Origin of the sequence: Ideonella livida, assembly GCF_010499455.1 — a bacterium.
In the GTDB taxonomy this organism is placed as follows: domain Bacteria; phylum Pseudomonadota; class Gammaproteobacteria; order Burkholderiales; family Burkholderiaceae_C; genus Ideonella; species Ideonella livida.
Window position 1 is genome coordinate 1 of record NZ_JAAGOH010000036.1, and the last position, 23,484, is coordinate 23,484.

22 protein-coding genes are annotated in these 23,484 nt (G+C 69.9%); 6 read left to right on the forward strand and 16 right to left on the reverse strand.

The window, feature by feature from the left end:
* Positions 1–205: 205 nt before the first annotated feature.
* The 4 genes from G3A44_RS19740 (at position 206) to G3A44_RS19755 (ending at position 3,365) form a co-directional block, all read left to right on the forward strand.
* On the forward strand, positions 206–595 hold the full coding sequence (locus tag G3A44_RS19740; protein WP_163459473.1) for a hypothetical protein: 390 nt from the start codon (positions 206–208) through the stop codon (positions 593–595).
* An 84-nt stretch (positions 596–679) separates the two neighbouring features.
* Positions 680–1,144, forward strand: a complete 465-nt coding sequence (locus G3A44_RS19745) for a hypothetical protein (protein ID WP_163459474.1) — start codon at positions 680–682, stop codon at positions 1,142–1,144.
* Positions 1,145–1,505: 361 nt separating this feature from the next.
* A complete protein-coding gene (locus G3A44_RS19750; RefSeq protein WP_163459475.1) occupies positions 1,506–2,576 on the forward strand; it encodes an integron integrase in 1,071 nt (356 codons plus the stop codon).
* A gap of 138 nt (positions 2,577–2,714) precedes the next feature.
* Positions 2,715–3,365 carry a glutathione S-transferase family protein gene (locus tag G3A44_RS19755; protein ID WP_163459476.1) on the forward strand — a complete coding sequence of 217 codons (651 nt, stop codon included), beginning with the start codon at positions 2,715–2,717 and terminating at the stop codon, positions 3,363–3,365.
* Here the strand turns inward: G3A44_RS19755 and G3A44_RS19760 are convergent.
* A complete protein-coding gene (locus tag G3A44_RS19760) occupies positions 3,356–4,486 on the reverse strand; it encodes a Rieske 2Fe-2S domain-containing protein (RefSeq protein WP_163459477.1) in 1,131 nt (376 codons plus the stop codon). The two genes, G3A44_RS19755 and G3A44_RS19760, sit on opposite strands and share 10 nt — an antisense overlap.
* 167 nt (positions 4,487–4,653) lie before the next feature.
* A complete protein-coding gene (locus tag G3A44_RS19765; protein WP_163459478.1) occupies positions 4,654–5,823 on the reverse strand; it encodes a PDR/VanB family oxidoreductase in 1,170 nt (389 codons plus the stop codon).
* A gap of 372 nt (positions 5,824–6,195) precedes the next feature.
* Between G3A44_RS19765 and G3A44_RS19770 the strand changes: the two genes are divergently transcribed.
* Positions 6,196–7,977, forward strand: a complete 1,782-nt coding sequence (locus G3A44_RS19770; protein ID WP_163459479.1) for a sigma 54-interacting transcriptional regulator — start codon at positions 6,196–6,198, stop codon at positions 7,975–7,977.
* On the opposite strand, the gene G3A44_RS19775 is transcribed toward G3A44_RS19770, so the two are convergent.
* From G3A44_RS19775 to G3A44_RS19835, 13 genes are all read right to left on the reverse strand, one after another.
* Positions 7,965–8,735: an NF038132 family protein gene (locus G3A44_RS19775; protein ID WP_163459480.1), complete on the reverse strand. Its 771-nt coding sequence runs from the start codon at positions 8,733–8,735 to the stop codon at positions 7,965–7,967. The two genes, G3A44_RS19770 and G3A44_RS19775, sit on opposite strands and share 13 nt — an antisense overlap.
* 198 nt (positions 8,736–8,933) lie before the next feature.
* Positions 8,934–10,112: an ABC transporter substrate-binding protein gene (locus G3A44_RS19780; protein WP_163459481.1), complete on the reverse strand. Its 1,179-nt coding sequence runs from the start codon at positions 10,110–10,112 to the stop codon at positions 8,934–8,936.
* A 2-nt stretch (positions 10,113–10,114) separates the two neighbouring features.
* A complete protein-coding gene (locus G3A44_RS19785; RefSeq protein WP_163459482.1) occupies positions 10,115–11,965 on the reverse strand; it encodes a sigma-54-dependent Fis family transcriptional regulator in 1,851 nt (616 codons plus the stop codon).
* Between the two features lie 7 nt (positions 11,966–11,972).
* Positions 11,973–12,914: a SphA family protein gene (locus tag G3A44_RS19790; protein WP_163459483.1), complete on the reverse strand. Its 942-nt coding sequence runs from the start codon at positions 12,912–12,914 to the stop codon at positions 11,973–11,975.
* A 236-nt stretch (positions 12,915–13,150) separates the two neighbouring features.
* Entirely contained in the window at positions 13,151–13,621 is a 471-nt protein-coding gene (locus G3A44_RS19795; RefSeq protein WP_163459484.1) for a tautomerase family protein, read from the reverse strand.
* A gap of 28 nt (positions 13,622–13,649) precedes the next feature.
* Positions 13,650–14,438, reverse strand: a complete 789-nt coding sequence (locus tag G3A44_RS19800; RefSeq protein ID WP_163459485.1) for an SDR family NAD(P)-dependent oxidoreductase — start codon at positions 14,436–14,438, stop codon at positions 13,650–13,652.
* Positions 14,438–15,499, reverse strand: a complete 1,062-nt coding sequence (dmpG, locus tag G3A44_RS19805; RefSeq protein ID WP_203561496.1) for a 4-hydroxy-2-oxovalerate aldolase — start codon at positions 15,497–15,499, stop codon at positions 14,438–14,440. Before dmpG ends, G3A44_RS19800 begins: the two co-directional genes overlap by 1 nt.
* A 34-nt stretch (positions 15,500–15,533) precedes the next feature.
* On the reverse strand, positions 15,534–16,460 hold the full coding sequence (locus G3A44_RS19810; RefSeq protein ID WP_163459487.1) for an acetaldehyde dehydrogenase (acetylating): 927 nt from the start codon (positions 16,458–16,460) through the stop codon (positions 15,534–15,536).
* A 20-nt stretch (positions 16,461–16,480) separates the two neighbouring features.
* Entirely contained in the window at positions 16,481–17,482 is a 1,002-nt protein-coding gene (locus tag G3A44_RS19815) for a Bug family tripartite tricarboxylate transporter substrate binding protein (RefSeq protein ID WP_163459488.1), read from the reverse strand.
* Between the two features lie 33 nt (positions 17,483–17,515).
* A complete protein-coding gene (gene dmpH, locus G3A44_RS19820) occupies positions 17,516–18,310 on the reverse strand; it encodes a 2-oxo-3-hexenedioate decarboxylase (protein WP_163459512.1) in 795 nt (264 codons plus the stop codon).
* A 41-nt stretch (positions 18,311–18,351) separates the two neighbouring features.
* A complete protein-coding gene (dmpE, locus tag G3A44_RS19825) occupies positions 18,352–19,149 on the reverse strand; it encodes a 2-oxopent-4-enoate hydratase (RefSeq protein ID WP_163459489.1) in 798 nt (265 codons plus the stop codon).
* Positions 19,150–19,162: 13 nt separating this feature from the next.
* Positions 19,163–20,626 carry a 2-hydroxymuconic semialdehyde dehydrogenase gene (locus tag G3A44_RS19830; protein WP_163459490.1) on the reverse strand — a complete coding sequence of 488 codons (1,464 nt, stop codon included), beginning with the start codon at positions 20,624–20,626 and terminating at the stop codon, positions 19,163–19,165.
* Between the two features lie 149 nt (positions 20,627–20,775).
* The gene (locus G3A44_RS19835) at positions 20,776–21,711 is read right to left on the reverse strand and encodes a catechol 2,3-dioxygenase (protein ID WP_163459491.1); all 936 of its coding nucleotides are present in this window, start codon (positions 21,709–21,711) and stop codon (positions 20,776–20,778) included.
* 251 nt (positions 21,712–21,962) lie between these two features.
* Here G3A44_RS19835 and G3A44_RS19840 point away from each other — a divergent pair, with 251 nt between their 5' ends.
* The gene (locus G3A44_RS19840; protein WP_163459492.1) at positions 21,963–22,889 is read left to right on the forward strand and encodes a LysR family transcriptional regulator; all 927 of its coding nucleotides are present in this window, start codon (positions 21,963–21,965) and stop codon (positions 22,887–22,889) included.
* Between the two features lie 16 nt (positions 22,890–22,905).
* Here the strand turns inward: G3A44_RS19840 and G3A44_RS19845 are convergent, their stop codons facing one another.
* On the reverse strand, positions 22,906–23,451 hold the full coding sequence (locus tag G3A44_RS19845; RefSeq protein WP_163459493.1) for a hypothetical protein: 546 nt from the start codon (positions 23,449–23,451) through the stop codon (positions 22,906–22,908).
* Positions 23,452–23,484 lie beyond the last annotated feature (33 nt).

The following is a 23,484-nucleotide window of genomic DNA, read 5'->3' on the forward strand; positions in this document are numbered from 1 at the left end:
GCCTTGAGCTTCCTCCCCACCCCGCCTCGCGGCGACGCAGTTGCCCTTTGGCTAACCTTCGGCTCTGCTGATACCTGGTATCGGGACTCTCACCCGACTGGATTCGTGCCATGCGCGGCACACACGTTTGAGCTGAGCCGCTGCGGAGCAGTCGGCTCGGGCGAAGGGTTGGGCGTGGGTGGATGAACACTGAAAGGATTGCGGAATGACGAACCGAGTATTTGCAGAAGCGACAACAGGGCTCGCGTTTGTTTTGACGCTGAGCAAGCGGCAATGCAACACCCTGCTTCGGCTGCGAGCGCACGAGGCCGCGCATGGCAAGCCGGAGCGAAGCAAGTCCGGCGGGCCGCGTGATGGATCGCTAGACAGGAGCGCGCCGGCCTACATCGGTATTGTGCAGACCGACCAACTGCACCCTCTGCGCGACCGTGGCCTGGTGTTCTGGTTCACCGATCACAAGGGAGAGCCGCGCGGCTTCGGCGGGCTGACCAAGGCCGGCGAGTTGGCCGCTGACTTGCTGGCCGAGGCGGGCATGACGATAGAAGCGACGAACACGCTGAGCGTGCTCAAGAGAATGGACCGCGTGGCGGCATGACGCCCAACGCCTGAGTTGTGGGGCCGCGCAGCGGTCCCACACGAACGAACAGTTATGCGGCCGGTGCCGCGAGAAAGGGACCCGATGAAGATGGCAAAGGCCAGCGAGGCCGACCTGAACATGGCGATGGACTTGGCCGGGATGCTGGATAACCTGGGACACCGGCACTGCCCGGCGATGCCCGCCGTGATTGCGCGCAACGACGGCGACGAGGACTTTGACCGCGACGACGACGAACAGTGCGGCCGAGCCCTGCGCGCACTGCTGGAGACGGCCGACCGAGGCAGCCTGTTCCGCGTGGTGTACGGCGCTGCCGTGATGCTGGACCCGCGCAACAAGCTGGTGGACCCGGGCGCCGACTCGATCGAGCACCACCCCGACCGCCAGGACAGCGCCCGTCTGCGCTGGCTGCTGGAAGATCACGCCGACCCCGCGAAGCGCGAGCGCTGCCGTGAGTTGCTGGGACGCATGGCCGGCATGAGCTACAGCGCGGCGGCGGCCGACATCGACGCTGCGATGCGCGAGACGGCAGCCACTGAGGCCGCATAACTTGTTGTATGCGTCACTGCGTGACGGATAACACTTGGCCGGATGCATAACACCGGATGCACACACACAGCCAAGCTATTGATTTTTATCAGGTTTTCTTTCAAACCCGCTCCTGTCTGGGCGCAGACTCCCCCGTCAAAAGCATCACTCGGCACAGCCGAAGGGTGCTGCTTTGAGGGGCGGCGACGCATAACACCGGCTGCCACCACCTGACCACTGGGCCGCTCGCGCGGACAAGTCCTTGTTCTTCTTGGCTCAACCCGGATTGACTGGATGTTCATACAGTATTAAATTGGCTTCGAAGGCAGCGCAGGTCGGGTCATTCTGACGGGCGCTCACGATCTCGCCTAGGGGGGCCAGCATGTACGCACACACACGGCCGGCACCGGCTGAGCGGCGCAACTCAAGTGGCGGCGCCACTGAATTTGGGCAACCGCCTGCACCCGGTCTACAGCGCACCGGGCCACGCTTGCTGGATCAGCTGCGCCACCAAGTACGCACCTTGCACTACAGCCTCCACACCGAGCAGGCCTATGTGCACTGGTGCAGGGGGTTCATTCGCTTTCATGGGTTGCGGCATCCTCTGCAGATGGGAGGCGATGAGGTGGCCTCCTTCTTGACCCACCTGGCCGTGGAGCGGCAGGTGGCCCCTTCCACGCACCGCCAGGCCTTGTCAGCGCTGTTGTTTCTATACGGCCGGGTACTGAACCAACAGTTGCCATGGATGCATGAGATTGGGCGTCCAGTACCCCAGCGGAGATTGCCTGTGGTGCTCACACAGCATGAGGTGGTGGCACTGCTCAACCACTTGGCGGGTACGCACCGCTTGCTGGGCCAGTTGCTTTACGGCACTGGCTTGCGTATCAATGAAGCCCTTCGCCTGCGCGTGAAGGATGTTGATTTTGAACAGCGGGCGATTTACGTGCGCGAAGGCAAGGGCGACAAGGATCGGGTTGTGATGCTGCCGCAGGCACTGAAGGTGGATCTGCAGCAGCAGGTGGCCTTCGCTCGAAAAGTTTGGCAGGACGATGTGGCTGCAGGCCAGGCCGGCGTAGAGATGCCGCACGCCTTGGACCGCAAGTACCCGCGCGCGGGTCAAAGCTTGGCGTGGTTCTGGTTGTTCCCACAGGATCACCATTCAGTGGATCCGCGCAGTGGTGTGGTGCGCCGCCATCATCTGCAGGATCAGACATTGCAACGCGCGTTCAAGCGGGCGCTGTCAGCCACGGGCATTCTCAAGGCCGCCACGCCTCACACGCTGCGGCACAGTTTTGCCACGCATCTTCTGCAGGCCGGTAGCGACATTCGAACGGTTCAGGAACTGCTGGGCCATGCCGACGTGTCCACCACGATGATCTACACCCATGTTCTGAAGGTGGCAGGCCTGGGTGCCCGCAGCCCGCTGGACGTGCTGTCCTCCCAAGGGGCATAAGCCAGGCACCAGGCTAACAGCTGCCAGCACAGCGCAAACCACATGCCGGGCCAGCCCCGGACAGTGAGCCTACTGCCACTTTCTGACACCCCTGCCCCCTACGCTGGCGCCATGTTTCAACCCTCACGGAGTCCTGACATGCGCCTTTACTTTCATCCCCTGTCCACCTGCTCGCGCCGGGTGTTGCTCACGGTTCACCTGCTGGATGTGCCGGTGGAGCGGGTGGTGGTGGATTTGACGCGGGGCGAGCAGTTCGCCCCAGCGTTCTTGGCGCTCAACCCCAACCACCGGGTGCCGGTGCTGGAGCACGAGGGGTGGGTGCTGTGGGAGTCGTACGCCATCATGGAGTACTTGGCGGCCCAGGTGCCGGGCCAGACGCTGCTGCCGGCAGACCCGCGCGGCCGGGCGGAGGTGAGCCGCTGGATGCATTGGTGCGGGCAGGACTTCATGCCCGGCATCAGCACGCTGAACTGGGAGCACCACATCAAGCCGCTGGTGGGCCAGGGCGCCCCTGACGCGGCCCGGGTGGCGCAGGGCCGCACCCAGGTGCGCACAGCGGCCGAGGTGCTGAACGCCCACTTGGCCGGGCGTGACTGGGTGGCCCCGCACGGCCTGAGCCTGGCCGATTTGGCCTTGGCCGCGCCGCTGGCCGACCAAGACGCCGCCCAGTTGCCGGTGCATGACTTGCCGCACCTGCAGCGCTGGCTGGCGCAGGTGCAGGCGCTGCCCGCCTGGGCGGCCACGCAGCCGGCGGCGGTGGCGGCGGCGGTGACGGCGCCTCAGGCGTAACGCCCCTCTTGGGCCATCATGCGCGCCAGCAGGCGGCGCACGCGCACCGGGGCCACGTCGCTGGTGATGAGCACCGGGTTGAGCGCAAAGAAGTCGGCCGTGCCCATCTCGCGCTGGGCGGCTTCGATGATGGGGCCGTCTTCATTGACGAAGGCGCCGTGCATGGCCTGGATCTTCATCTGGTTGTAGGCCGCATCGTCCACCAGGTGGTTGCGGCGGGTGGCGAAGAAGTAGTGCGTTTCGCCGGCGCTGGCGGGGGTGCAGGTGTGCAGGTCGTACTGGCCTTGGGTGTGCGCCAGGTCCAGCGGGGCCTCGGCCTCTTGCGTGGCGCCAATGGTGAGCTGGATGGTGGCCGGCGCATGCCAGGTGACGGTGACAAAGTGCCGGGCCGCCGCGGCCGGGTCCGGCAGGAAGTTGGCCAGGATGAGGATGGGCGGCGTTTGCTGCCATTCCCAGCGCACGTTGACGGTGCCGTTTTCCTCTTTCACCGGTGGGATTTGCGGGGTGAGCTGGCCGCGGGTGCTGATGATTTCACCGTGCACATGGTCCACATGGCTCAAGTCCATCACGTTGTCGATGATGAGCTCGTAGTTCGCCTTCATGGGCATGTAGGTGTGGCCAATGCCGGTGGCGGGGCCGTCGTCCAGGGGGCTGAAGTCGGGCAGTTTGGCGGGGTCGGCGGGTTGGTCGCCCATCCAGATCCAGACAAAGCCCCACTTTTCCAGCAGCGGGAAGTGGCGCACCTTGGCGGCGGCAGGAATGAGCTGGTTGCCGTGCGGGTTGTGGGTGCAGGCGCCTGAGCAGTCAAAGCGCAGGGCGTGGTACTTGCACACCACCTCGTCACCCTGGCGCTGGCCCAGGCTGAGGGGCACAAAGCGATGCGGGCAGCGGTCGTGCAGGGCCACGGGCTGGCCGTCGGCCTTGCGGTAGAGCAGCACGCCGGTGTCCAGCAGCTGGCGGGCCAGCATGCCTTCTTGCGGCAGCTCAGTGGAGAGGGCCGCCGCGTACCAGCAGTTGAGCAGGTAGGGCGTGGCGGGCTTGCCCGCGGGGTTGCCGCTGGGGTGGCGCAGCAGGGTGACGGGCTGGCCGCTGGAGGCGGGGGACGTTGAGGTGGAAGCCATGGTGCGTGTGTCTCCGTGTTGTGGTGATGAACGGTCTGCGCTGGCCTGAGGGCGCCAGCCCACCGGCGCCGGGGTGGAAACTGAAAGCGCCTGCCCGGCCCCGGCGGCGGGGCGGACGCCTGATGCCAGATAGCGGTGGGGCCGAAGTCCGGTGGGTGGGCCCCGCCTCAGGCGGACCCTTCAGCCTGGGCCCAACCCAGGGGCGCCAGCACCAGCGGGCCGGCGGCCCCGGCGGCTGGGCGCGAACAACAAGGGGTGAAGCGCCGCTCCACCGTGTGCTCATGCGGACCGTAGACCAGGTCGCGGTGCTCGGCCTGCCCGTCCAGCACCTGCAGGCAGCATTGGCCGCAGATGCCTTGCTCGCAGCTCAGGTCCAGCGCCACGCCGGCGGCGCGCAGCACCTGCGCCACGCTGGCCTGGGGGGGCAGCGCCAGGCACTGGCCGGTGGGCGCCCACAGCACCTGGGCGGGTGCGGCATCAGGGGCGAAATCAGGCGCAGCTTCGGGGGCGACAGCGGACACCGTGGCCGGGCGATCCACCGCCGCAGCGGGCGGTGCCGCAAAGTGCTCCAGCAGCACCCGCTCTGGCGCCCAGCCGGCCTGCTGGGCGGCGCGCTGCACCGCCGCCATGAAACCCGCTGGCCCGCAGGTGGCCACCAGGGTGCCGGCGGGCTGGGCGGCCAGCTGGGCCGGCAGGTCCAGCGCGGCGCCCTCGTCATCGGCCCACACCTGCACGTGGCGGGCCCAAGGGGCTTGGGCCAGGCGGGCGGCAAAGGGCAAACGGGTGCGCTGGCGCACGGCCACCTGCAGGGCGAAGGAGCGGCCTTCGGCCCACAGGGCCTCGGCCATGGCCAGCAGGGGCGTCAGGCCAATGCCACCGGCCAGCAGCAGCACATGCGGTGCGGGCCGCAGGGTGAACAGGTTGCGCGGCGGCCGCACCGGCACCCAAGCCCCTTCGTGCAGGTGCTCATGCACCCAGGCGGAGCCGCCCCGGCCAGCGCGCTCGCGCTGCACGGCAATCTGGTAGTGGCCCCGCTCGCCCGGGCGGTGGCACAGCGAATAGCTGCGCGCCCGCGGCGGGGCGGCCGGGCCATCCAGCGGCAGCAGCAGGTCCACATGGGCGCCGGCCGTCCAGTCGGGCAGCGGGACGCCTGAGGGGTCCACCAAGGTGAGGGCGACGATGTCGGCGCACAGCCGCTCACGGCGCTGCACCTGCAGCCAGCGGGTGCCGGCGGGGAGCTGCGGCCAGGCCCCCTGGGGAGCCACCGTGGCGGCCAAGATGGGGGCGGGGCTGGGGGCCGGGCGGGAAGCCTCGGCGGAAGCCAGGGTGAGGGTCATGCGGCGTCTCCTGGGGTGCGCGGCCCCGCAGGTTCAGGCGGGGTCGGTGGCCGGTTCGGTGGCCGGTTCAGGGGTGGTATTTGGGAAGGTGCTGTGCAACCCCGGTGCCACCGCAGCGCCGTTGCGGGTAAGTCCCAGGCCCGTGGGGCCCGGTGGTGAAAGTTCACCGCCCGGGCGGTGCCCGTCGTCGCACAGGCACCAGGGGCCTGTGGAATTCCAGACATGGGCAGCAGCCCGGATGGGCGGCGCGGCGGCGGCGATTCATGATTTCAGTCAAGCCGGCGGCGCTGGTTGGCTCAGGCCATGCAGGCCGGTTTCATGAAATCAAGCCATGGCCGCTGTGGCCGCCTTTTGACTGGCTTTGCCTCACCTATGCACCACGCCCTGTCCAACCCCCCGCACAGCCACGCCCTGGCCGCGCACCTGCACTTTGCACCCGAGGCCGGCCACATTGACCTGCTGGGCCAGCGCATGCTGCTCATGCATGCCGGCGCCCTGGCCGAGCTGCGTCAGGCGCTGGTGCAGCGCCTGGGGGTGGCGCAGGCCCGGCCGCTGCTCACCCGCCTGGGATGGCAGCAGGGCCGAGAAGACGGCCTGCGCGTGCGGCGCCTGATGGCCGAACCCACCGCACAGGCCGTGGCCGAAGCCCTGGCCCTGGGCCCCCGCCTGCGCGAGATGGAAGGTTTTGTGAGCCACCAGCCCATCGAGGCCATGCAGCTGGACCTGGAGCGTGGCCTGTTCTGGGGCCACTTTCTGTGGCACGGCAGTTGGGAAGCCCAGGCCCACCTGGCGCAAAGCGGCGTGGCAGCCGAGCCGGTGTGCTGGTCCATGCTGGGTTATGCCGACGGCTACAGCACCGCCGTGACCGGCCTGCCCATCCAATGGCGCGAGGTGGAATGCGTGGGCATGGGCCACGCCCGCTGCCGGGTGGAAGGCCGCACCGTGGCGGCTTGGCAGGCGCATGACGCTGCGCTGGCCGCAGCAGACAGCGCCACGGCGCCGCCGCTCAGCCGCCCGCCTGCCGACGGGCCCGGGACGGAGCCCACCGCCGCCGAGACCCCGGGGCCCCAGCACATCGGCCAATCCGCGGCCTTCCGTGCGGTGCTGCACCGCCTGCAGCGCGTGGCCCCCACCGAGGCCACGGTGCTGCTGCAGGGCGAAAGCGGCGTGGGCAAGGAGCGTTGCGCCCAGGCCCTGCATGCGGCCAGCCGGCGCGCCGCCGGGCCGTTTGTGGCGCTCAACTGCGCCGCCCTGCCGCCCGACCTGGTGGAGGCCGAGCTGTTTGGCGTGGAGCGTGGCGCCTACACCGGCGCCGAGCGCAGCCGGCCCGGCCGCTTTGAGCGCGCCGACGGCGGCACCCTGTTCCTGGACGAGGTGGCCAGCCTGGGCGCCGATGCCCAGGCCAAGCTGCTGCGCGCCCTGCAAGAGCGTGAGGTGGAGCGGGTGGGCGGCAGCGCCCCGCGCCGGGTGGATGTGCGCATCGTGGCCGCGGCCAATGTGGACCTGCGTGCCGAGGTGGCGGCCGGGCGTTTTCGGGCGGACCTGTTCTACCGCCTCAATGTGTTTCCGCTGGAGTTGCCGCCGCTGCGCCAGCGGCCGGAGGACATTGCGCTGCTGGCCGCGCACTTTTTGGCGCGAGCCAACCAGCGCCTGGGGCGCCAGGTGCGCGGCTTCTCGCCCCGCGCTCAGGGCGCCCTGCTGGCCTACCCCTGGCCGGGCAATGTGCGTGAGCTGGAGAACCTGGTGGAGCGCGGCGTGATCCTGGCCGATGACGGCGGCCTGATCGACCTGCCGCAACTGTTTGCCGGGGGCGAGCAACTGCCCTCCCCCGCCTGGGCCCTGGGCCCGCAGGGCGGGCTGGCGCCCGAAGTGCAGGAGGGGGACGCCCGCGCCGCGCCAGCCAGCGCCCTGGCCCAGGCCCCGGCCGTCCATTTCCCCCCCGCCCCTGACGCCCCCGCGCCCGACGCCCCCGCCCTGGCCGACCAGCTGCTGGCCGTCCTGCCCTCCTTCGAGGCCATTGAAGACCTGCTGCTGGCGCGTGCCCTGGCCCAGGCCGGCGGCAATGTCTCCGCTGCCGCGCGCCTGCTGCAGGTGGGGCGTGGTCAGATGGCCTACCGGCTCAAGCGCCGGCCAGGCGGACCTCAGACCGACTGACGGCGGCGGCGGCGGCGCACGATGCCCACCGCCCCCAGGCCGGCCATCAGCAGGGCCCAGGATTCCGGCTCCGGCACGGCGGCGGCGGTGTTGACGGTTTGGCCCGCCACGGTGATGCCGGCCACGGCCATGCCACTGTCAAAGCTGGTGTCGCCCCAGTTGGCCACGCCGAACTCCAGGTAGTAGTTGCCAGCGCTGGTCAGGGTGTAGCTGGAATTGACCCAGCCGGTGTGCCCGCAACCCGTGGAATAGCAGCGGCCTGAGTCGGTGCCCAGCTGCGCCCAGGTGGTGCCAGACAGGATGCTCACCGAGCTGGGATTGAGGCTAGCCGTTGGGGCGGGCATGCCCGTGCCGGGCACCACCGAGCCCGAAGCGACCGTGCGCGCCGTGAACAGCATGGCGACTTGGCTGCCACCGGCACTCATGAGGCGAGCCCAGGCGTAGTCGGCAAAGCCCGCACCGTCCGAGGTCACGTAGTCGAAGTTGAACGCCAGGGCGTCATTGGCCGCTGCGCTGAACACGTCACTGGTCAGCACCGAGCCGTTGACGCCGCCAATGCTGGCGAGCACCGCCCCCGTGGCGCCCGCCGCCGTGGACACATAGGAATAGCTGCCGTTGCCCACTGGCGCGGCAGTCACCACCCCATTGGCTGTGGCGGTGCCGCAGTCCCCCACACAGCCCGCCCAGGCGGACGACAGCGGGGCCAAGGAAACCAGGGCTGCGGCAGCCAAAGCGACGACGTTGAGACGAGTGACCATGGGAACCTCCAAGCAAAACTACACGAATGAAGGAACGTTTCCTGGGCAGCTCGCACCTTGAAACGAACGGATCTCAATGTAACTTTCTGCAAGTTCCGCGTCACAACCTCGTCCGCCAACATCGTCACATTTATCGACTTTTCAACATTGTTGAGTGCTGAAGACCATGTTTTACCAACTTTACAATCCTCATGATTTTCACGGCGCCACCACCCAAAACGGGCTGGCAATGCGCCACTGGCCTTGCGCCAGTTTCATGGGCAGGGTGGCACGGTTGGGGTTGTGGCCGCTGCCGCCGGCACCCACGGTGAAGCGGGTGCCCAGCATGGACAGCTCCACCTCTTTGACGGCCTGCAGCGCGCGGGCCACGTTGGCGCGGCTGATCTCGCCGTCCATGGCGCGCAGGGTGCGCACAAACAGCTGCGCCGCCGTGTAGCCGCCCTGCGAGAAGGACGACAGGGGCACCTGGCCGCGCCGCATCACGGCGCGCCAGTCGCTCAGCGTGGGTGAGCGGCTGGACCAGGGTTCAAACTCGGCCATGCAGTAGACGGGTGCGGTGCCGGCGGCCAATTCAGCAGCCACCCGCTCGGTGTAGGCCGGGGTGAGGAAGACGGTGGGCACCTTGCCCAGCCGGGGGTGGGCCTGCACCGCCCGGGCCCAGGCCAGCACCAGGGGCTCCACGCCGCCATGCACGACGGCGTCGCACTGCTTTTCTTCGGCCTGGGCCACCAAGACCTTCACATCGCCGGTGGGGTTGAACAGGCCCAGGTGGGCCAGGGTGACGCCGGCCTCTTTTTGCCAGGCCTGGGCGGTGGCCCGGTAGGCCGGGCCCATGCCCGGCAGGTCCATCACGAAGGCGCAGAGGCGCCGGGCGCGCAGCACCTCGTGCGCGTACTGCAGGCTGTTGCGCAGCGACAGGTAGGGCCCGGTGTTGACCGGCACGATGTGCGCGCTGGCAAAGCAGGCCGGCTCCACGCCGGTGCCCTGCAGCGCCATCAGGCCGGCGGCCTGGTAGGCGGCGGCGTTGTGGGTGCAGTCCACGGTGCTGGCACTGCCCACCAGGGCCACGGTGCGCGGATCCTCCAGCAGGCGCTGGGCGGCGGCGCGGGCGGTGGCGGGGTCGCCCTGGTCGTCGGCCACCACCAGCTCCAGGCGCCGGCCACGCACCCCACCGCTGGCATTGACGGCGTCGAAATAGGCCCGCACCGCGGCGGTGGACTCTGGAAAGGCCGCCGGCCCGGTCAGGCTGCTGACGGCGCCCACGCGGATGACGCCCGCGTCCTGCGCCAGGGCGGTCACCGGCGGTGCGACGCCCGCCAGCCAGACCAGTGCGGCCGCCATGGCCGCCGCCCGGGATTGTTGAGGCCAGAGGGACATGGCTACTCCTTCTTGAGGCGGTAGATGAGCTGGGCGCGGCTCAGGCCCAGCAGGCGGGCGGCGGCCGACTGGTTGCCGCCGGTGGCGGCCATGGCGCTGCGCACCAGCTCGGCCTCCAGGTGGTCCAGCGCCAGTGCCCCCCGGGCGCCGGCCTGGCCGCTGAGCAGGGCCTGCACCTGTCCGGCCAGGTGGGCACGGGCGGCGTCCTGCGGGCCGGCGGCGGGGTCGGTGGAGGCGGGTGTTCCGGGCAGCGCCGGGTCGTTGGCCGCGCCCACGCCGTGCTGGCGCAAGCTGCCGTCGCGCTGCAGGGCCAGCCACTGGCTGGAATGCGCCTCGTCGCCCAGGAACAGGTGGGTCACGTCGATGGCGCCTCCGTCGCTGGCCAGCACCACGCCGCGCTCCACCAGGTTCTCCAGCTCGCGGATGTTGCCGGGCCAGTGGTAGCTGAGCAGGGCGTCAATGGCCCGGCCGGTGAAGCCGGTCACCTGCCGGCCGTCGCGGCGGTTGAACTGGTGCAGGAAGTGGTTCATGAACACCGGGATGTCCTCGCGCCGCTCGCGCAGCGGCGGCACGCGCACCGGCAGCACGTTCAGTCGGTAGTACAGGTCTTCACGGAAGCGGCCGGCGGCCACCTCGGCCTTGAGGTCCAGGTTGGTGGCGGCCACCACACGCACATCCACCTTGACGGTCTGGGTGCCGCCCACGCGCTCGACCTCGCGCTCCTGCAGCGCGCGCAGCAGCTTGCCCTGGGCCGTCCAGCCCAGGATGCCGATCTCGTCGAGGAACAGGGTGCCGCCGTGGGCGCGCTCAAACCGGCCCGGCCGGCTGGCCTGCGCGCCCGTGAAGCCGCCCTTGTCCACCCCAAACAGCTCGCTCTCCACCAGCTCGTCGGGGATGGCGGCGCAGTTGACGGCCACAAAGGGCCCTGGCTGCGGCCCGCTGCCGCGCGGGCTGATGCGGTGCAGCGCCTGGGCCAGCACCTCCTTGCCCACACCGCTCTCGCCCAGGAAGAGCACCGTGGCCCGGGTGCCGGCGGCGCGGCGCACCATGTGGCAGACGGCATTGAAGCCGGCGGACACCCCCACCACGCGGGCGTCGGCCAGCAGCTCGGCCGCAGCCGCCGGGCCGCTGGCGGGCAGCGGTGCGGCCACGCCCAGGCTCAGGCTGTCGGCGCGCAGGCTGGCCAGGCCGGGATCGGCCTGGTCGGCCTCCCCGGCCTCGGCCGGGCGGCCGACGATGAGGCAGTGCGGCGCGCCCTGTGCGCGGCACTGCAGCTCACGAAACACCACCGGCCGGCCCATGAAGCCGCTGACAAAGCCGCTGGCGTAGCCGGTCTGCTGCCAGCAGGCCGTATGGCCCACGATGCCGTAGGCCTGCACATGCGACTCGGCCTCGGCGCTGCCGTGCCAGATGAATTCGCCCAGGAAGTGACCGGCCTCTTCGTCCACCTCCAGGCGCACCTTCTCCACCCGGGCCACGCCTTCCAGCATGTGCAGCTGCGGGCCCACCTCCACGCCCTCGGCCGGGCTGAGGTGGCGGCGCAGCTTGCGCGCCAGCTCGGCGTCATGCGCACCGCAGTGGTAGCCCATGCGGGTGATGAGGCCGCGCGCCTGGTCGCGGCCCAGGCCTTCGATGAGCTCGCGGCGAAGCACGCCCATGGCGCTGTTGTGCAGCAGCAGCATGCGCTGGTCGTTGAGCCAGATGTGGCCCTCGCGGGCGTCAAAGTGCAGACGGGACACCAGCTCGTCGCTGGGGTGCAGCGGGGCGCAGCCCGGCGAGGCGGCTGGCGGGGGCGACACCGCCGCCAGCGCGGCCGCGGCGGCGGGTCGCAGGGGTTCGGCGGTGGGGCGCATGACGGCCTCAGAGCGCCATGACCGCCTTGAGCCACAGGGCGTTGCCCTGGCTGTGCCAGCGCGCGCCCGACTCCTGCTGCCAGCGCACCTCCAGCGAGGGGCTGGCCGGGTTGGCCTGCCAACGCAGCGCCGGGCCCAGGGCGGTGACGCGGGTGCGCATGCCATCGGCCACCTTGGCCCCGGCCTGCTCGTCGTCGCCGGTCTGGCGGATCAGGTAGCCCTGCAGGCCAAGCTGCCACTGCGGCGCCACGCGGGCGCCCAGGTTGAAGTCGGCATGCCAGTAGTTGCCGCTTTGGTAATCGGTGGCGCTGTTCTTGCCGTTGATCGAGTAGGTGATCTTGGCGGAGGCGTCCACCGTGGCCCCCAGGTACGAGGCCACGAACACCGGCCGCCAGGTGGTGATGTGGTTGCCGGTGTTGACCATGCGCGTCTTGTCATAGTCGCCGGTGGGCAGCACCACGGCCAGGGCGGCGGCGGTGTGCAGTTGCGGGCTGTGGTGCCAGGCCACCAACGGGCCGATCTCCACATCGCCCAGGCCGGTGTGGCTGCCACTGGCGCCCGCAGCCTCCAGGCTGACCTTGGCCACGGGCAGCACGCCATAGATGCCGGGCTGACCGCCCAGCACCTCGCCCTGGGCCATGTAGAGCAGGCGGCCCACCACGGCGTCGGCCTTGACCGAGAAGCCAGGAATGGCGGCCTGGCCGTCGCCGCCATTGAAGCGGGTGGCGCTGTAGTGGTTGACGTAAACCAGGCCGTACAGGCCGGCCGGCGGCAAGGCACCGGCCAGAAAGCCCTCGGCGCCGGCGGCGGCGGTGGTCAGGCCGTTCTCGGTGGCGTGGGCGGCCAGGACGGCGGCACAGGCCAGGCCGCAGGCGCTGCGGCGCAGCGTGACGCCGCAACGGGTGGGCAGGGTCGGGCTCGCCCGGCGGGCGGCAGAGTGGCGGGTCATGAATCGTGTCTCCTGTGTGATGGCGGCGCCCGGCTGGGCGCCTGAGGACACCCCGCAAGGGCATGCCCCTTCAGGTGGAGGCAGGCGACCATGCGGCGGCGCATCCCACGCCCGGCTCTGTGGCCGGTGAGGGGATGTCGGGTGCCGGCGGCATGGGCCAGCACCTCATGGGATCAGGGCAAGGACCGGCAGGGCGCAGACCGCTGGGCCTGCGCGCCAGGTGCGCGGTCAGGGCATCAAGCGCCCAGGCTGGTGGTGGCGGCCTGGGGCGCTGCGACCGCGTTTTGGCGCGCCGCCAGCTCGGCGGCGCGGGCCACGCTGGCGGGCACGCCGCCAATGGCCCAGCGGTCGGGGTGCACCGGGTCGATCATCACGCGCACGCGCTGCGGGTCACTGCCCAGCACGCGGGCCACGGTGGCGCTCATCTCGGCCATGGTGCGGTGCACCATCTCCAGCGAGCGCCCCTCCATCAAGGCCAGGCGAACCAAGGGGATCTCGGCCTGTGCCCGGGGCACGCGGGCCAGCACCTCGTCGGCCGGCTCACCGGCAATGGCGTACAGCGCCGGGTCCACCTCGGTGATCCAGACCTGCAGACGGTCGGGCGGGGCATCGAGGGCGCGGGCAAAGGTGGCCGAGGCCTCGCGCAGCAGTTGTTTGAGCACCGGGCGGGGGTGGCCGGCCAGCACATGGATGTTGGCAAGGGGCATCAGAAGCTCCTCATTCGGTGTTCGGTGTTCAGGGCAGACCCCGGCGGCGGCCGGCGTCCAGCATCAGGGTGGAGCCGGTCATGGCGTCGGCCTCCGGGTCCAGCAGCAGGCCCACGGCCCAGGCCACTTGCGCAGGCGTGGTGAGCTGACCCAGGGAGGAGTCGGCGCGCAGGTCGTCCAGCACCGCCTCGGGCGTGCTGCCCTGCAGGCGGGCGCGGTCGGCGGCCACGCGGTGCAGGCGCTCGGTGTCGGCCGGGCCGGGGGCCAGGGTGTGGGCGGTGATGCCGCGCTCGCCATAAGCCAGGCTGAGCTGGCGCACCACGTTGAACAGCGCGGCATTGGCAATGCCGGCGGCTGCCGCGTAGGCGGTGGGCTCCAGCCCGTAGTGGCCGGCAATGGCGATCAGGCGCGACTGCGGCACCAAGTGCCCGTCCACCGCCCGCACCAGGCGCAGCAGGCCGCCCACCTTGATGTTGACCGCGTCCACCAGGGCGGCGGTGGCCACGCTGGCAATGCCGCCGGCCACGGCCACACCGGGGCCGTGCACCACGGCGCGCACCACGGCGGGCTGGGCCGCGCTGCCCTGGGCCTGCACCACCGTGCGGATGGCCTCGGTAGCCAGGTCATCGGCGATGTCGGCCACGCAGGGCACCAGGGCGGGGCCAAAGCGGGTGGCCAGGCCGTCCAGGCTGGCGGCGCTGCGGGCCACGGCCAGCACCGTCAACCCACGGCCGATGAGGCGCTGCACGATGGGCTGGCCAAAGGCGCCGGTGGCGCCCACCACCACCGCCAGTTCACGCGGCTGCGGCGCGTTCATCACGCGCCCACCTGGCTGCGCAACACGTCCTTGAGCAGGCCACGCGCCTTGGCCATGGTCATCGCCGTGTCTTCGATCATGTCCTCTTGGCCCGAGATCATCTTCTTGCGGCCCAGCTCCACCAGGATGTCGCGCGCCGGCACGCCAAAGCGCGCTTCGGCCCGCTTGGCATGCAGCAAGAAGGTGGAGTACACGCCGGCAAAGCCCAGGGTGAGCGAGTCGCGGTCGATGCGCACGATGCGCTCGGCCATCAGCGGCAGGATCACCTCTTCGGCCACGTCCATGAGCTTGAACAGGTCCACGCCGGTCTGGATGCCCATGCGCTCGCACACCGCCAGCAGCACCTCCAGCGGGGTGTTGCCGGCACCGGCGCCCAGGCCGCCCACCGAGCCATCGATGCGGCTGGCGCCGGCGGCAATCGCCGCAATCGAGTTGCTGATGCCCAGGCCCAGGTTGTGGTGGCCGTGGAAGCCGATCTCGGTTTCGGGCTTGAGCACGTCACGCAGGGCGCTGACGGCGGCGGTCACGTCATCGGGCAGCATGTAGCCGGCCGAGTCGGTGATGTAGAGGGTTTGCGCGCCATAGCTCTCCATCAGCTTGGCCTGCTGGGCCAGGCCGGCGGGCGTGTTCAGGTGGGCCATCATCAAGAAGCCCGTGGTGTCCATGCCCAGCTTGCGGGCGTAGGCGATGTGCTGGGGCGATGTGTCGGCCTCGGTGCAGTGGGTGGCCACGTGCACGCTGCGGGCACCGCAGTCGTAGGCGCTTTGCAGTTCACGCATGGTGCCCAGGCCGGGGATGAGCAGCACACTGACCTTGGCCTGCTTCATCAGCGGGCACACGGCGCGCAGGTACTCCTCGTTGCTGGCCAGGGCAAAACCGTGCTGCAGCGAGTTGCCGCCCAGGCCGGCGCCGTGCGTGACCTGGATCAGCGGCACGCCGGCCGCATCCAGCGCGGTGGCCACTTTCACCATCTGCTCCACGCTGATCTGCTCGCGCTTGGCGTGCATGCCGTCGCGCAGGCACATGTCGTGCAGCATCACCTGGCGGCCCTTGAGGTTCATCGGTGTCATGGTCGGATCTCCTTGGGGGCGGGGCTCAGGCGGCGGCCGGCGTGGGCTTCAGGGTGATGGCGCCGGAGAGGATCTCGGCGGCAAACATCTCGGCGGTGCGGCAGGCGGCGGCGGTCATGATGTCGAGGTTGCCGGCGTAGGTGGGCAGGTAGTCGCCCAGGCCCTTGACCTCCATGAACACGGCCACGCGCTTGCCGTCAAACAGCGGGCCGTTGACCAGGCGGTAGCCGGGCACGTACTTCTGCACCTCTTCGATCATGGCCAGCACCGAGTCGATGATCCGGGTCTGGTCGGGCTCGGTCTCGCACAGGCAGTTGATCGTGTTGCGCATGATCATGGGCGGCTCGGCCGGGTTGATGATGGCCAGCGCCTTGCCCTTCTTGGCCCCGCCCACGCGCTCGATGGCACTGGAGGTGGTGTAGGTGAACTCGTCTAAGTTAGCGCGGGTGCCCGGGCCGATGGACTTGCTGGCCAGGCTGGCCACGATCTCGCCATAGGCCACCGGCTGCACACGGCTGATGGCGTGCACGATCGGTATCGTGGCCTGGCCGGCGCAGGAGATCATGTTGACGTTCATCTCAACGCGATCCGCATGCTGCTTGAGGTTGACCGGCGGCACGCACAGCGGGCCGATGGCCGCCGGGGTCAGGTCCACCATCAGCACGCCCAGGGCATTGAGCTTGCGCGAGTTCTCGGCATGCACATAGGCGCTGGTGGCGTCAAAGGCAATCTGGATGTTGTCTTCCAGCACATGGGGCAGCAGGCCGTCCACGCCCTCGGCGGTGGTCTTCAGGCCCATGTCGCGGGCGCGCTGCAGGCCTTCGGATTGCGGGTCGATGCCCACCATCCACACCGGTTCCAGCACGGGGCTGCGCTGGATCTTGTAGATGAGGTCGGTGCCGATGTTGCCGGAGCCGATCAGGGCGCAGCGGATCTTGCGGGGGGAGGTCACGGTGGAGGGTCTCCGGTCAGTCAATCGAGGGTGATGTGGGCGTCGCGGATGACCTGGCCCCAGCGCTGGTTCTCGTCGGCAATCCGCTTGGCGAACTGCTCGGGGCTGGAGGGCGCGGGCTCGGCGCCGATCTGGGCAAAACGCTCGGCCACGTCGGGCCGCTTGAGGCCTTCGGTCAGCACGCGGTTGAGGGTGGCCACCACGTCCTTGGGCAGGCCGGCCGGGCCGATGAGGCCGAACCACGACGGCACGTCAAAGCCCGGAAAGCCCTGCTCGGCCACGGTGGGCACCTGCGGCAGCAGCGGCGAACGGGTGGCCGCCGTGATGGCAATGGCCTTGAGCTTGCCCGCCTGCACATTGGGCGCGGTGGTGGCCAGCGAGGTCTCAAAACTCAGCAGCAGCTGGCCGCCCAGCAGGTCTTGCGCGGCCTGCGAGGTGCCCTTGTAGGGCACGTGCACCAGCTCGATGCCGGCCAGCGATTGCAGGTATTCACCCGCCAGGTGGTTGGAGGTGCCGATGCCCGAGCTGCCAAAGGGCAGCGACTTGGGGTGCGCCTTGGCGTAGGCGATCAGGCCCTTCAGATCATGGAAGGGCGCACTGGGGTGGGCCACGATGGCGCCCTTGGCAATGCCCAGCATCGAGACCGGCGTGAAGGCGGTCTTGACGTTGTACGGCAGCTTGGGCAGCAGCTGCGGCGCGATGGACAGGCTGCTGATGACCCCCACGCCCAGCACATAACCGTCGGGCGCGGCCTTGGCGATCTGGTCGGTGCCCAGGTTGCCGCCGGCGCCGGGGCGGTTTTCCACCACCACGGGCTGGCCCAGGCGGTCTGACAGCAGCTTGGCCGCCGTGCGGCCGATGATGTCGGTGGGCCCCCCCGGCGGGAAGGGCACGATCAGGGTGATGGGCTTGGCGGGCCAGGCGTCCGCCGCCAGGGCGGCGGGGGTGGTGGCCAGGCTGCCCAGCCCGGTGGCCGAGGCCCCGGCCAGCGGCAGGCAGGAGAGGAAGGTGCGACGTTGCATGAGGTCAGGCTCAAAAGTTCAGACGAAGCGCACTCAAACGAAGCGCACGCCCACGCTGCCCAGGCTTTGGAAGCGCGCGGCCACCACGTCGCCCGGCTTCACGGCAAAGGCTTCGGTGATGCCGCCGCTCATCACAAAACTGCCGGCCGGCAGCGTTTGGCCCAGCTCATGCAGCACCTTGACCACCAGAGCCACGGCATCGGCCGGGTGGCCCATGACGGCGGCGGTGGCGGCAATGGCCAGGGGCTCGCCGTTTTTCTCCAGCACCACGCCCAGGGTGTCCAGCTCCAGGTCCTCGGGCCGGCTGGGGCGGCCGCCCACCACATAGCGGGCAGAGGAGGAGTTGTCGGCCACCACACTTTGCAGGTCGAACTTGAAGCCGGTGTAGCGCGAGTCGATCACCTCGATGGCGGGCAGCACAAAGTCGGTGGCGGCCAGCACCTGTTCACGGGTCACGTCGGGGCCGGCCAGGTCGGCTTTGGTGACGAAGGCCAGCTCCAGCTCCACGCGGGGGTGCACCATGTCGTCGGTGCGCACGGCCGAGCCTTCGGGGCGAGCCATGTCGGCCAGCAAAAAGCCCACGGTGGGCACGCGCACGCCCATCTGGTCCATCTTGGCCTGCGAGGTGAGCCCGGCCTTCCAGCCCACCTGCCGGCGGCCCTGGGCCACCCAGCGGTCGCGCAGCGCGATCTGCACGGCGTAGCCATCGCCCAGGGTCATGCCGGGGAAGTCTTCGGTGAGCTTGGGCATGGCGCGGGCGCCGGTCTGGGCGGCTTCCACGCGGTCGGTCAGGGCCTGCACTTGTTCAGCGCCGAGGGTGGTGCGCATGTCGGCCGTGGCGACAAGCGTGGCGGCGTCGTTGTTGAAAGTCACAGTGCTGCCTTTCCGTGGAAGCGGGCGCGGCAGGCGCCCAGGCCGCCAATGCGGCACACCAGCTCATCGCCGTTTTGCACGGCCAGCAGCTGCGATTGCGAGCCGGAGAGGATCACTTCACCGGCCTTGAAGGGCAGGCCCAGGCGCCCCAGGGTGTTGGCCAGCCACACCACGGCATTCACGGGCGAGCCCTGCACGGCCGCGCCGGCGCTGGTGGAGAACAGCGCGCCGTTGCGGTGCAGCACCATGCCGGCCAGGGCCAGATCGAGCTTGCGCGGGTCGCCCTTGGCATCGCCCAGCAAGAACACGCCGCAAGAGGCGTTGTCCGCCACGGTGTCCTGGATCTTGATCTTCCAGTCCTTGATGCGGCTGTCCACGATCTCAAAGCAGGGGCTGACGTAGGCGGTGGCGCGGATCACGTCGGCTGCCGTGATGCCCGGGCCCACCAAGTCACGCTCCAGCACAAAGGCCAGTTCGGCCTCGGCCTTGGGCTGGATCAGGCCTTCCAGGCTCACGCCATCGGCCTCGGTGCAGACCATGCCGCTGGTGAGCTGGCCAAAGTCGGGCTCGTACACCCCCAGCAGGTCCTGCACGGGCTTGCTGGTGACACCGATCTTCTTGCCCACAATGCGCTCGCCCGCCTGCAGGCGGCGCGCCACGTAGCGCGACTGGATGGCATAGGCGTCTTCCACGCGGATGTCGGGGAAGCGGGTGAGCAGCGGCGTGAGCACCTGGCGCTGGCGCCAGGCGTCGTACAGCTCATCGCCGCACTGCTGGATCTGGGAGGTGTCCATGGAGGGGGGGCTTTCAGAGCTTGATGCAGACGTTGCGGGTCTCGGTGTAGAACTCCAGCGAGTGCACACCGCCCTCGCGGCCAATGCCGCTGTGCTTGCTGCCACCAAAGGGCGTGCGCAGGTCGCGCAGGAACCAGCTGTTGACCCAGGTGATGCCCACGTCAATGCGCTCGGCCATGCGGTGGGCGCGGGCCAGGTTCTGCGTCCACAGGGTGGTGGACAAGCCGTAGTCGGTGTCGTTGGCCAGGGCCACCACCTCGTCTTCGCTGTCGAAGGGGCGCAGGTGGCAGCAGGGGCCGAAGATCTCTTCACGCACCACGCGGGCGTCGTCCTTCAGGCCGGTCCAGAGGGTGGGCTGCACCCAGCAGCCTTCGGCCAGCTCGGGCGGCATGTCGGGGATGCCGCCGCCGGTCACCACGGTGGCGCCCTCCTCCACCGCCAGGCGGTAGTAACCCAGCACTTTTTGCTGGTGCTCGCGGCTGATGAGCGGGCCGTAGGTGTTGTGGTGGTCTTCGGGGCGGCCGTAGCGCACGGCCTCGGCCTTGGCCTTCAGGGCATCGCGGAAGCGCTCAAAAATCGGCCGCTCCACGTACACGCGCTCGGTGCCCAGGCAAACTTGGCCGGTGTTGAGGAAGGCCGAGCGGAAGATGCCGTCCACCGCCGCGTCAAAGTCGCAGTCGGCAAACACGATGCCGGCGTTCTTGCCGCCCAGCTCAAACGACACATCGCGCACGCCTTCGGCGGCGGCCTTCATGATGGCGGTGCCGGTGCGGGTCTCACCGGTGAAGGTGATGGCGTCCACCCCCGGGTGCTGGGTGATGAACTCACCGGCCGAGCCCGGGCCAAAGCCGTGCAGCACGTTGTAGACGCCGGCGGGCACACCCACCTTGTTCATCACCTCGCCCAGCAGGGTGGCCGTCAGCGGGGTTTCTTCACTGGGCTTGACGATGACGGCGTTGCCGCAGGCCAGCGCCGGGCCCAGCTTCCAGGTCATCAGCAAGAAGGGCGCGTTCCAGGGGCAGATCACGCCGATCACGCCCTTGGGCTTGCGCAGCGCATAGTTCAGCGCGCCCCGGCCGTCGGGGGTTTCCATGCGGAAGCTCTCGGTGGCCACGTTCTTGACCACGTCGGCAAAGATCTTGAAGTTGGCCGCGCCACGGGGGATGAACACATGGGTCATCACATGGTTGGGCTGGCCGGTGTCGGCCATTTCAGCGGCCACAAAGTCGTCAAAGCGGCGGGTGATTTCGTCGGCCACGGCGTGCATCAGCGCGCAGCGCTTTTCGGTGCCCATGCGGCCCCACTCACCAGCCATGGCGCGGCGGGCGGCTTGCACGGCGGCGTCCACCTGGGCCGCGTCGGCCTCGGCCACCCGGGCCATGACCCGGCCGTCCACCGGCGAGCGCTTGTCAAAGAGGCGGGCGCCCTCGGCCGGAACAAAAGCGCCGTTGATGAAGCTGGTGATGGTGCGGGTCATGGGTCGCAAAGGGTCAGGGCCGGGGTGCCGCCGCGCAGGCGGCACAGCGGAAAAGCGGACGTGGAAGAACAGACGAGAGGCCAGGCGAGAAGCTGGGAGTCCTTCAGCCGCGCTGGCCAGGCCAGCGCGGCTGCAGGGCCAGCGGGCTCTCAGGTCACCACGGTCAGGAAGGTCTCGTGCATCTTGCGGTGGGCCACGTCCAGGCCGCCGCCTTCACCCAGGCCTTCCCAGGTCCAGGCGATGGGGGGCAGGTCGGGGTAGGTGGTGTTGCCGCCCGAGAAGGTCTCAAAGCGGTTGCCCGACGGGTCCCAGGCGTAGATGGTGCCGCCGCGGGTGATGCCGTGGCGGGTCGGGCCGATGTCGACCTTGACGTTGTGGGCGGCCATGATGTCGGCGGCGCGGAACACGCGGTCGATCGACTCCATGTAGAACGACACATGGTGCAGCTTGCCCGGCTCGGGGTGGATCACAAACGCGATGTCATGCGCCTTGTTGGAGCAGGCCAGCCACAGCGCGCCCTTCACGTCCGAATCGGGCAGCGTCACGTACTCGGCCAGGTGGAAACCCAGCACCTTGGTGAACAGGTCCAGCACCTTGTCCACGTTCGGGCCGTAGAGCAGGGCGTGGTCAAAGCGCATGGGGGCGATGCCGTTGTCCATGCGGCTGGAGTACGGCGCCGGGTCCTTCTGGCCCAGGGGCGAGCCCTTGAAGGTCTTGTGGGCGTACAGCTCGATCTGGTGGCCGCTGGGGATCTCAAAGCGCACGCGCTCGCCGGTCTCCAGCAGGTCGCCCGCGGGAATGCGCTGGGTGGCCAGGCCCCAGTCACGCACCTCGGCCTCCAGGCGGTTCAGGGTGTGCTCGTCGGCCACCTTGAAGCCGAAGAAGTCCAGGCCGGCGCGGTCGGCCTGGCGCAGCACGATGCTGTGGTGGTCCCGCTCGTCCCAACCACGCAGATACACGCGGCCTTCAGCGTCGCGGCCGGTTTCCTCCAGCCCCATGATGTCGCGGTAGTGGTGGACGCCTTCGTCCAGGTCCAGCACCCGGATCTGCACGTGTCCCGGGCGCAGCACGCCTGTCAATGCCATGGTTGTCGTCTCCTGTCGTCGCTGTCGTGTCGGTGGGGGAAGGGGCTGCGACGACGCGGCCCGCCCCTCTGGGGATTCCGAGCCCTCGGCACCGGGAGGTGTCGGGGTGAGGGCACTGTAGGAGGGGCCCTGCCCGCCCGTCCAATACCATCGAACTAGGGCAGCCATACCTTGCACGCATGTCTGATGGCATCAGAAAATCAGACCAGGTATGGCAAACCCTGAGGCGCCACCCGCGCCAGGAGATCCCCATGGAACTGCGCCACCTGCGCTACTTCGTCTGTGTCGCCGATGAGCAGAACATTGGCCGGGCCGCACTGCGCCTGCACATCTCGCAGCCGCCGCTGACCCGGCAGATCCAGCAGCTAGAGGAGCAGTTGGGCGCACAACTGCTGCACCGCACCAGCCGCGGCGTGGAACTGACCGACGCCGGCCGCGTGCTCTACGAGGACGCGCGCAACATCCTGGCCCTGGCCGACCGCGCGGCCGAGCGCACCAGCAAGGCCGCCCAGGGCCTGCTGGGCCGGGTGGATGTGGCGGTGTTCGGCTCGGGCATCTTCGGGGCCATCCCGCTGCTGCTGCGGCACTTCCGCCGCCGCTGCCCCGAGGTCAACATCGTGCTGCACAACATGAGCAAGGAGGAGCAGATCGACGCGCTGCGCCACCAGCGCATCACCCTGGCCTTCAACCGCCTGATGCGCCCGGTGGAGGGCCTGACCTGCGAGACGCTGCTGACCGAGCCGCTGTACGTGGCCCTGCCCGCGGGCGACCCGCTGATCGCCCGCACCGCGGTGCCCCTGGCCGAGCTCTCGGACACCCCGGTGGTGCTCTACCCCACCGGCTCGCGGCCCAACTTCATCGACAAGGTGCACGCGCTGTGCCGCGACTGCGGCTTTGCCCCGCTGGTGGCGCAGGAGGTGAGCGACGTGGTGCATGCGGTGGCCCTGGTGGCCACCGGCTTTGGCGTGTGCCTGGTGCCGCGCTCGGCCACGGCCATGGCCATTCCGGGTGTGACCTACCGCCCGCTGCACCACCCGGCGCAGCCGCGGGTGGACCTGTGCTGCATCTACCGGGACGGCGACGACAGCCCCATCCTGCAGGCCCTGCTGGGCGCCATGCGGGCGGCGGCGGCCGAGATGAGCCCGCACGACCACAGCGTGCTGGCCCTGCCGGCCTGAGGGCGCCGCCGCCGGCTCAGAGCGCGGCCACGTCGGCCCACACCGGCCAGGCCTGCGCGGCGGGCGCCGGCTGACCCGGCGGCGGCTCAAAGGCGTGGCGCAGCTGCAGGGTGTAGCGGCCGGGCCGGGCGGCGCACAAGCGCCAGCCCTCGGCGGTGGGTTCGGCGCTCAGGCCGCCCAAGCCCTCGTCTTCCAGGTGCCAGGCCGGGGGGACGATGCCCTCGGGCAGGTGGCGCCGCAGGGTGACGCAGAAGCCGCGCTTGAGGTTGGAGAGCACCACCAGCGTCTGCTCGCCGCGCAGGCGGCCCTGCCCGTCGGCCTGCAATTCGGCGGCGTGGCGGTTCTCCAGCAGCCGGATGACCGGCGGGATGATGATGCGGAAGTCCAGCCGGGCGCTGGCGCCCTGCCCCGGGGCGGCCAGCCGGGCCTCGGCCCGGGCGGCCGGCGCCTGCAGCCCCACGGCCAGACCCAGCGCCAGCGCGGCCGCGGGCCGGCCCCACGCAGGGGACGGGCGGCAGGGGGCGGTCGAAGGCGCCGGCAGGGCGCCACGGGTGGCGGACATGCCCCGGGTATCGGCCCCTCGGCCCGGGGCTTG

What these genes read in the sequence shown, in the direction of transcription:
- G3A44_RS19740 (WP_163459473.1), top strand. Translation starts at nt 206, where the DNA reads ATGACGAACCGAGTATTTGCAGAAGCGACAACAGGGCTCGCGTTTGTT.
- G3A44_RS19745 (WP_163459474.1), top strand. Translation starts at nt 680, where the DNA reads ATGAAGATGGCAAAGGCCAGCGAGGCCGACCTGAACATGGCGATGGAC.
- G3A44_RS19750 (WP_163459475.1), top strand. Translation starts at nt 1,506, where the DNA reads ATGTACGCACACACACGGCCGGCACCGGCTGAGCGGCGCAACTCAAGT.
- G3A44_RS19755 (WP_163459476.1), top strand. Translation starts at nt 2,715, where the DNA reads ATGCGCCTTTACTTTCATCCCCTGTCCACCTGCTCGCGCCGGGTGTTG.
- G3A44_RS19760 (WP_163459477.1), bottom strand. Translation starts at nt 4,486, where the DNA reads ATGGCTTCCACCTCAACGTCCCCCGCCTCCAGCGGCCAGCCCGTCACC.
- G3A44_RS19765 (WP_163459478.1), bottom strand. Translation starts at nt 5,823, where the DNA reads ATGACCCTCACCCTGGCTTCCGCCGAGGCTTCCCGCCCGGCCCCCAGC.
- G3A44_RS19770 (WP_163459479.1), top strand. Translation starts at nt 6,196, where the DNA reads ATGCACCACGCCCTGTCCAACCCCCCGCACAGCCACGCCCTGGCCGCG.
- G3A44_RS19775 (WP_163459480.1), bottom strand. Translation starts at nt 8,735, where the DNA reads ATGGTCACTCGTCTCAACGTCGTCGCTTTGGCTGCCGCAGCCCTGGTT.
- G3A44_RS19780 (WP_163459481.1), bottom strand. Translation starts at nt 10,112, where the DNA reads ATGTCCCTCTGGCCTCAACAATCCCGGGCGGCGGCCATGGCGGCCGCA.
- G3A44_RS19785 (WP_163459482.1), bottom strand. Translation starts at nt 11,965, where the DNA reads ATGCGCCCCACCGCCGAACCCCTGCGACCCGCCGCCGCGGCCGCGCTG.
- G3A44_RS19790 (WP_163459483.1), bottom strand. Translation starts at nt 12,914, where the DNA reads ATGACCCGCCACTCTGCCGCCCGCCGGGCGAGCCCGACCCTGCCCACC.
- G3A44_RS19795 (WP_163459484.1), bottom strand. Translation starts at nt 13,621, where the DNA reads ATGCCCCTTGCCAACATCCATGTGCTGGCCGGCCACCCCCGCCCGGTG.
- G3A44_RS19800 (WP_163459485.1), bottom strand. Translation starts at nt 14,438, where the DNA reads ATGAACGCGCCGCAGCCGCGTGAACTGGCGGTGGTGGTGGGCGCCACC.
- dmpG (WP_203561496.1), bottom strand. Translation starts at nt 15,499, where the DNA reads ATGAACCTCAAGGGCCGCCAGGTGATGCTGCACGACATGTGCCTGCGC.
- G3A44_RS19815 (WP_163459488.1), bottom strand. Translation starts at nt 17,482, where the DNA reads ATGCAACGTCGCACCTTCCTCTCCTGCCTGCCGCTGGCCGGGGCCTCG.
- dmpH (WP_163459512.1), bottom strand. Translation starts at nt 18,310, where the DNA reads ATGCGCACCACCCTCGGCGCTGAACAAGTGCAGGCCCTGACCGACCGC.
- dmpE (WP_163459489.1), bottom strand. Translation starts at nt 19,149, where the DNA reads ATGGACACCTCCCAGATCCAGCAGTGCGGCGATGAGCTGTACGACGCC.
- G3A44_RS19830 (WP_163459490.1), bottom strand. Translation starts at nt 20,626, where the DNA reads ATGACCCGCACCATCACCAGCTTCATCAACGGCGCTTTTGTTCCGGCC.
- G3A44_RS19835 (WP_163459491.1), bottom strand. Translation starts at nt 21,711, where the DNA reads ATGGCATTGACAGGCGTGCTGCGCCCGGGACACGTGCAGATCCGGGTG.
- G3A44_RS19840 (WP_163459492.1), top strand. Translation starts at nt 21,963, where the DNA reads ATGGAACTGCGCCACCTGCGCTACTTCGTCTGTGTCGCCGATGAGCAG.
- G3A44_RS19845 (WP_163459493.1), bottom strand. Translation starts at nt 23,451, where the DNA reads ATGTCCGCCACCCGTGGCGCCCTGCCGGCGCCTTCGACCGCCCCCTGC.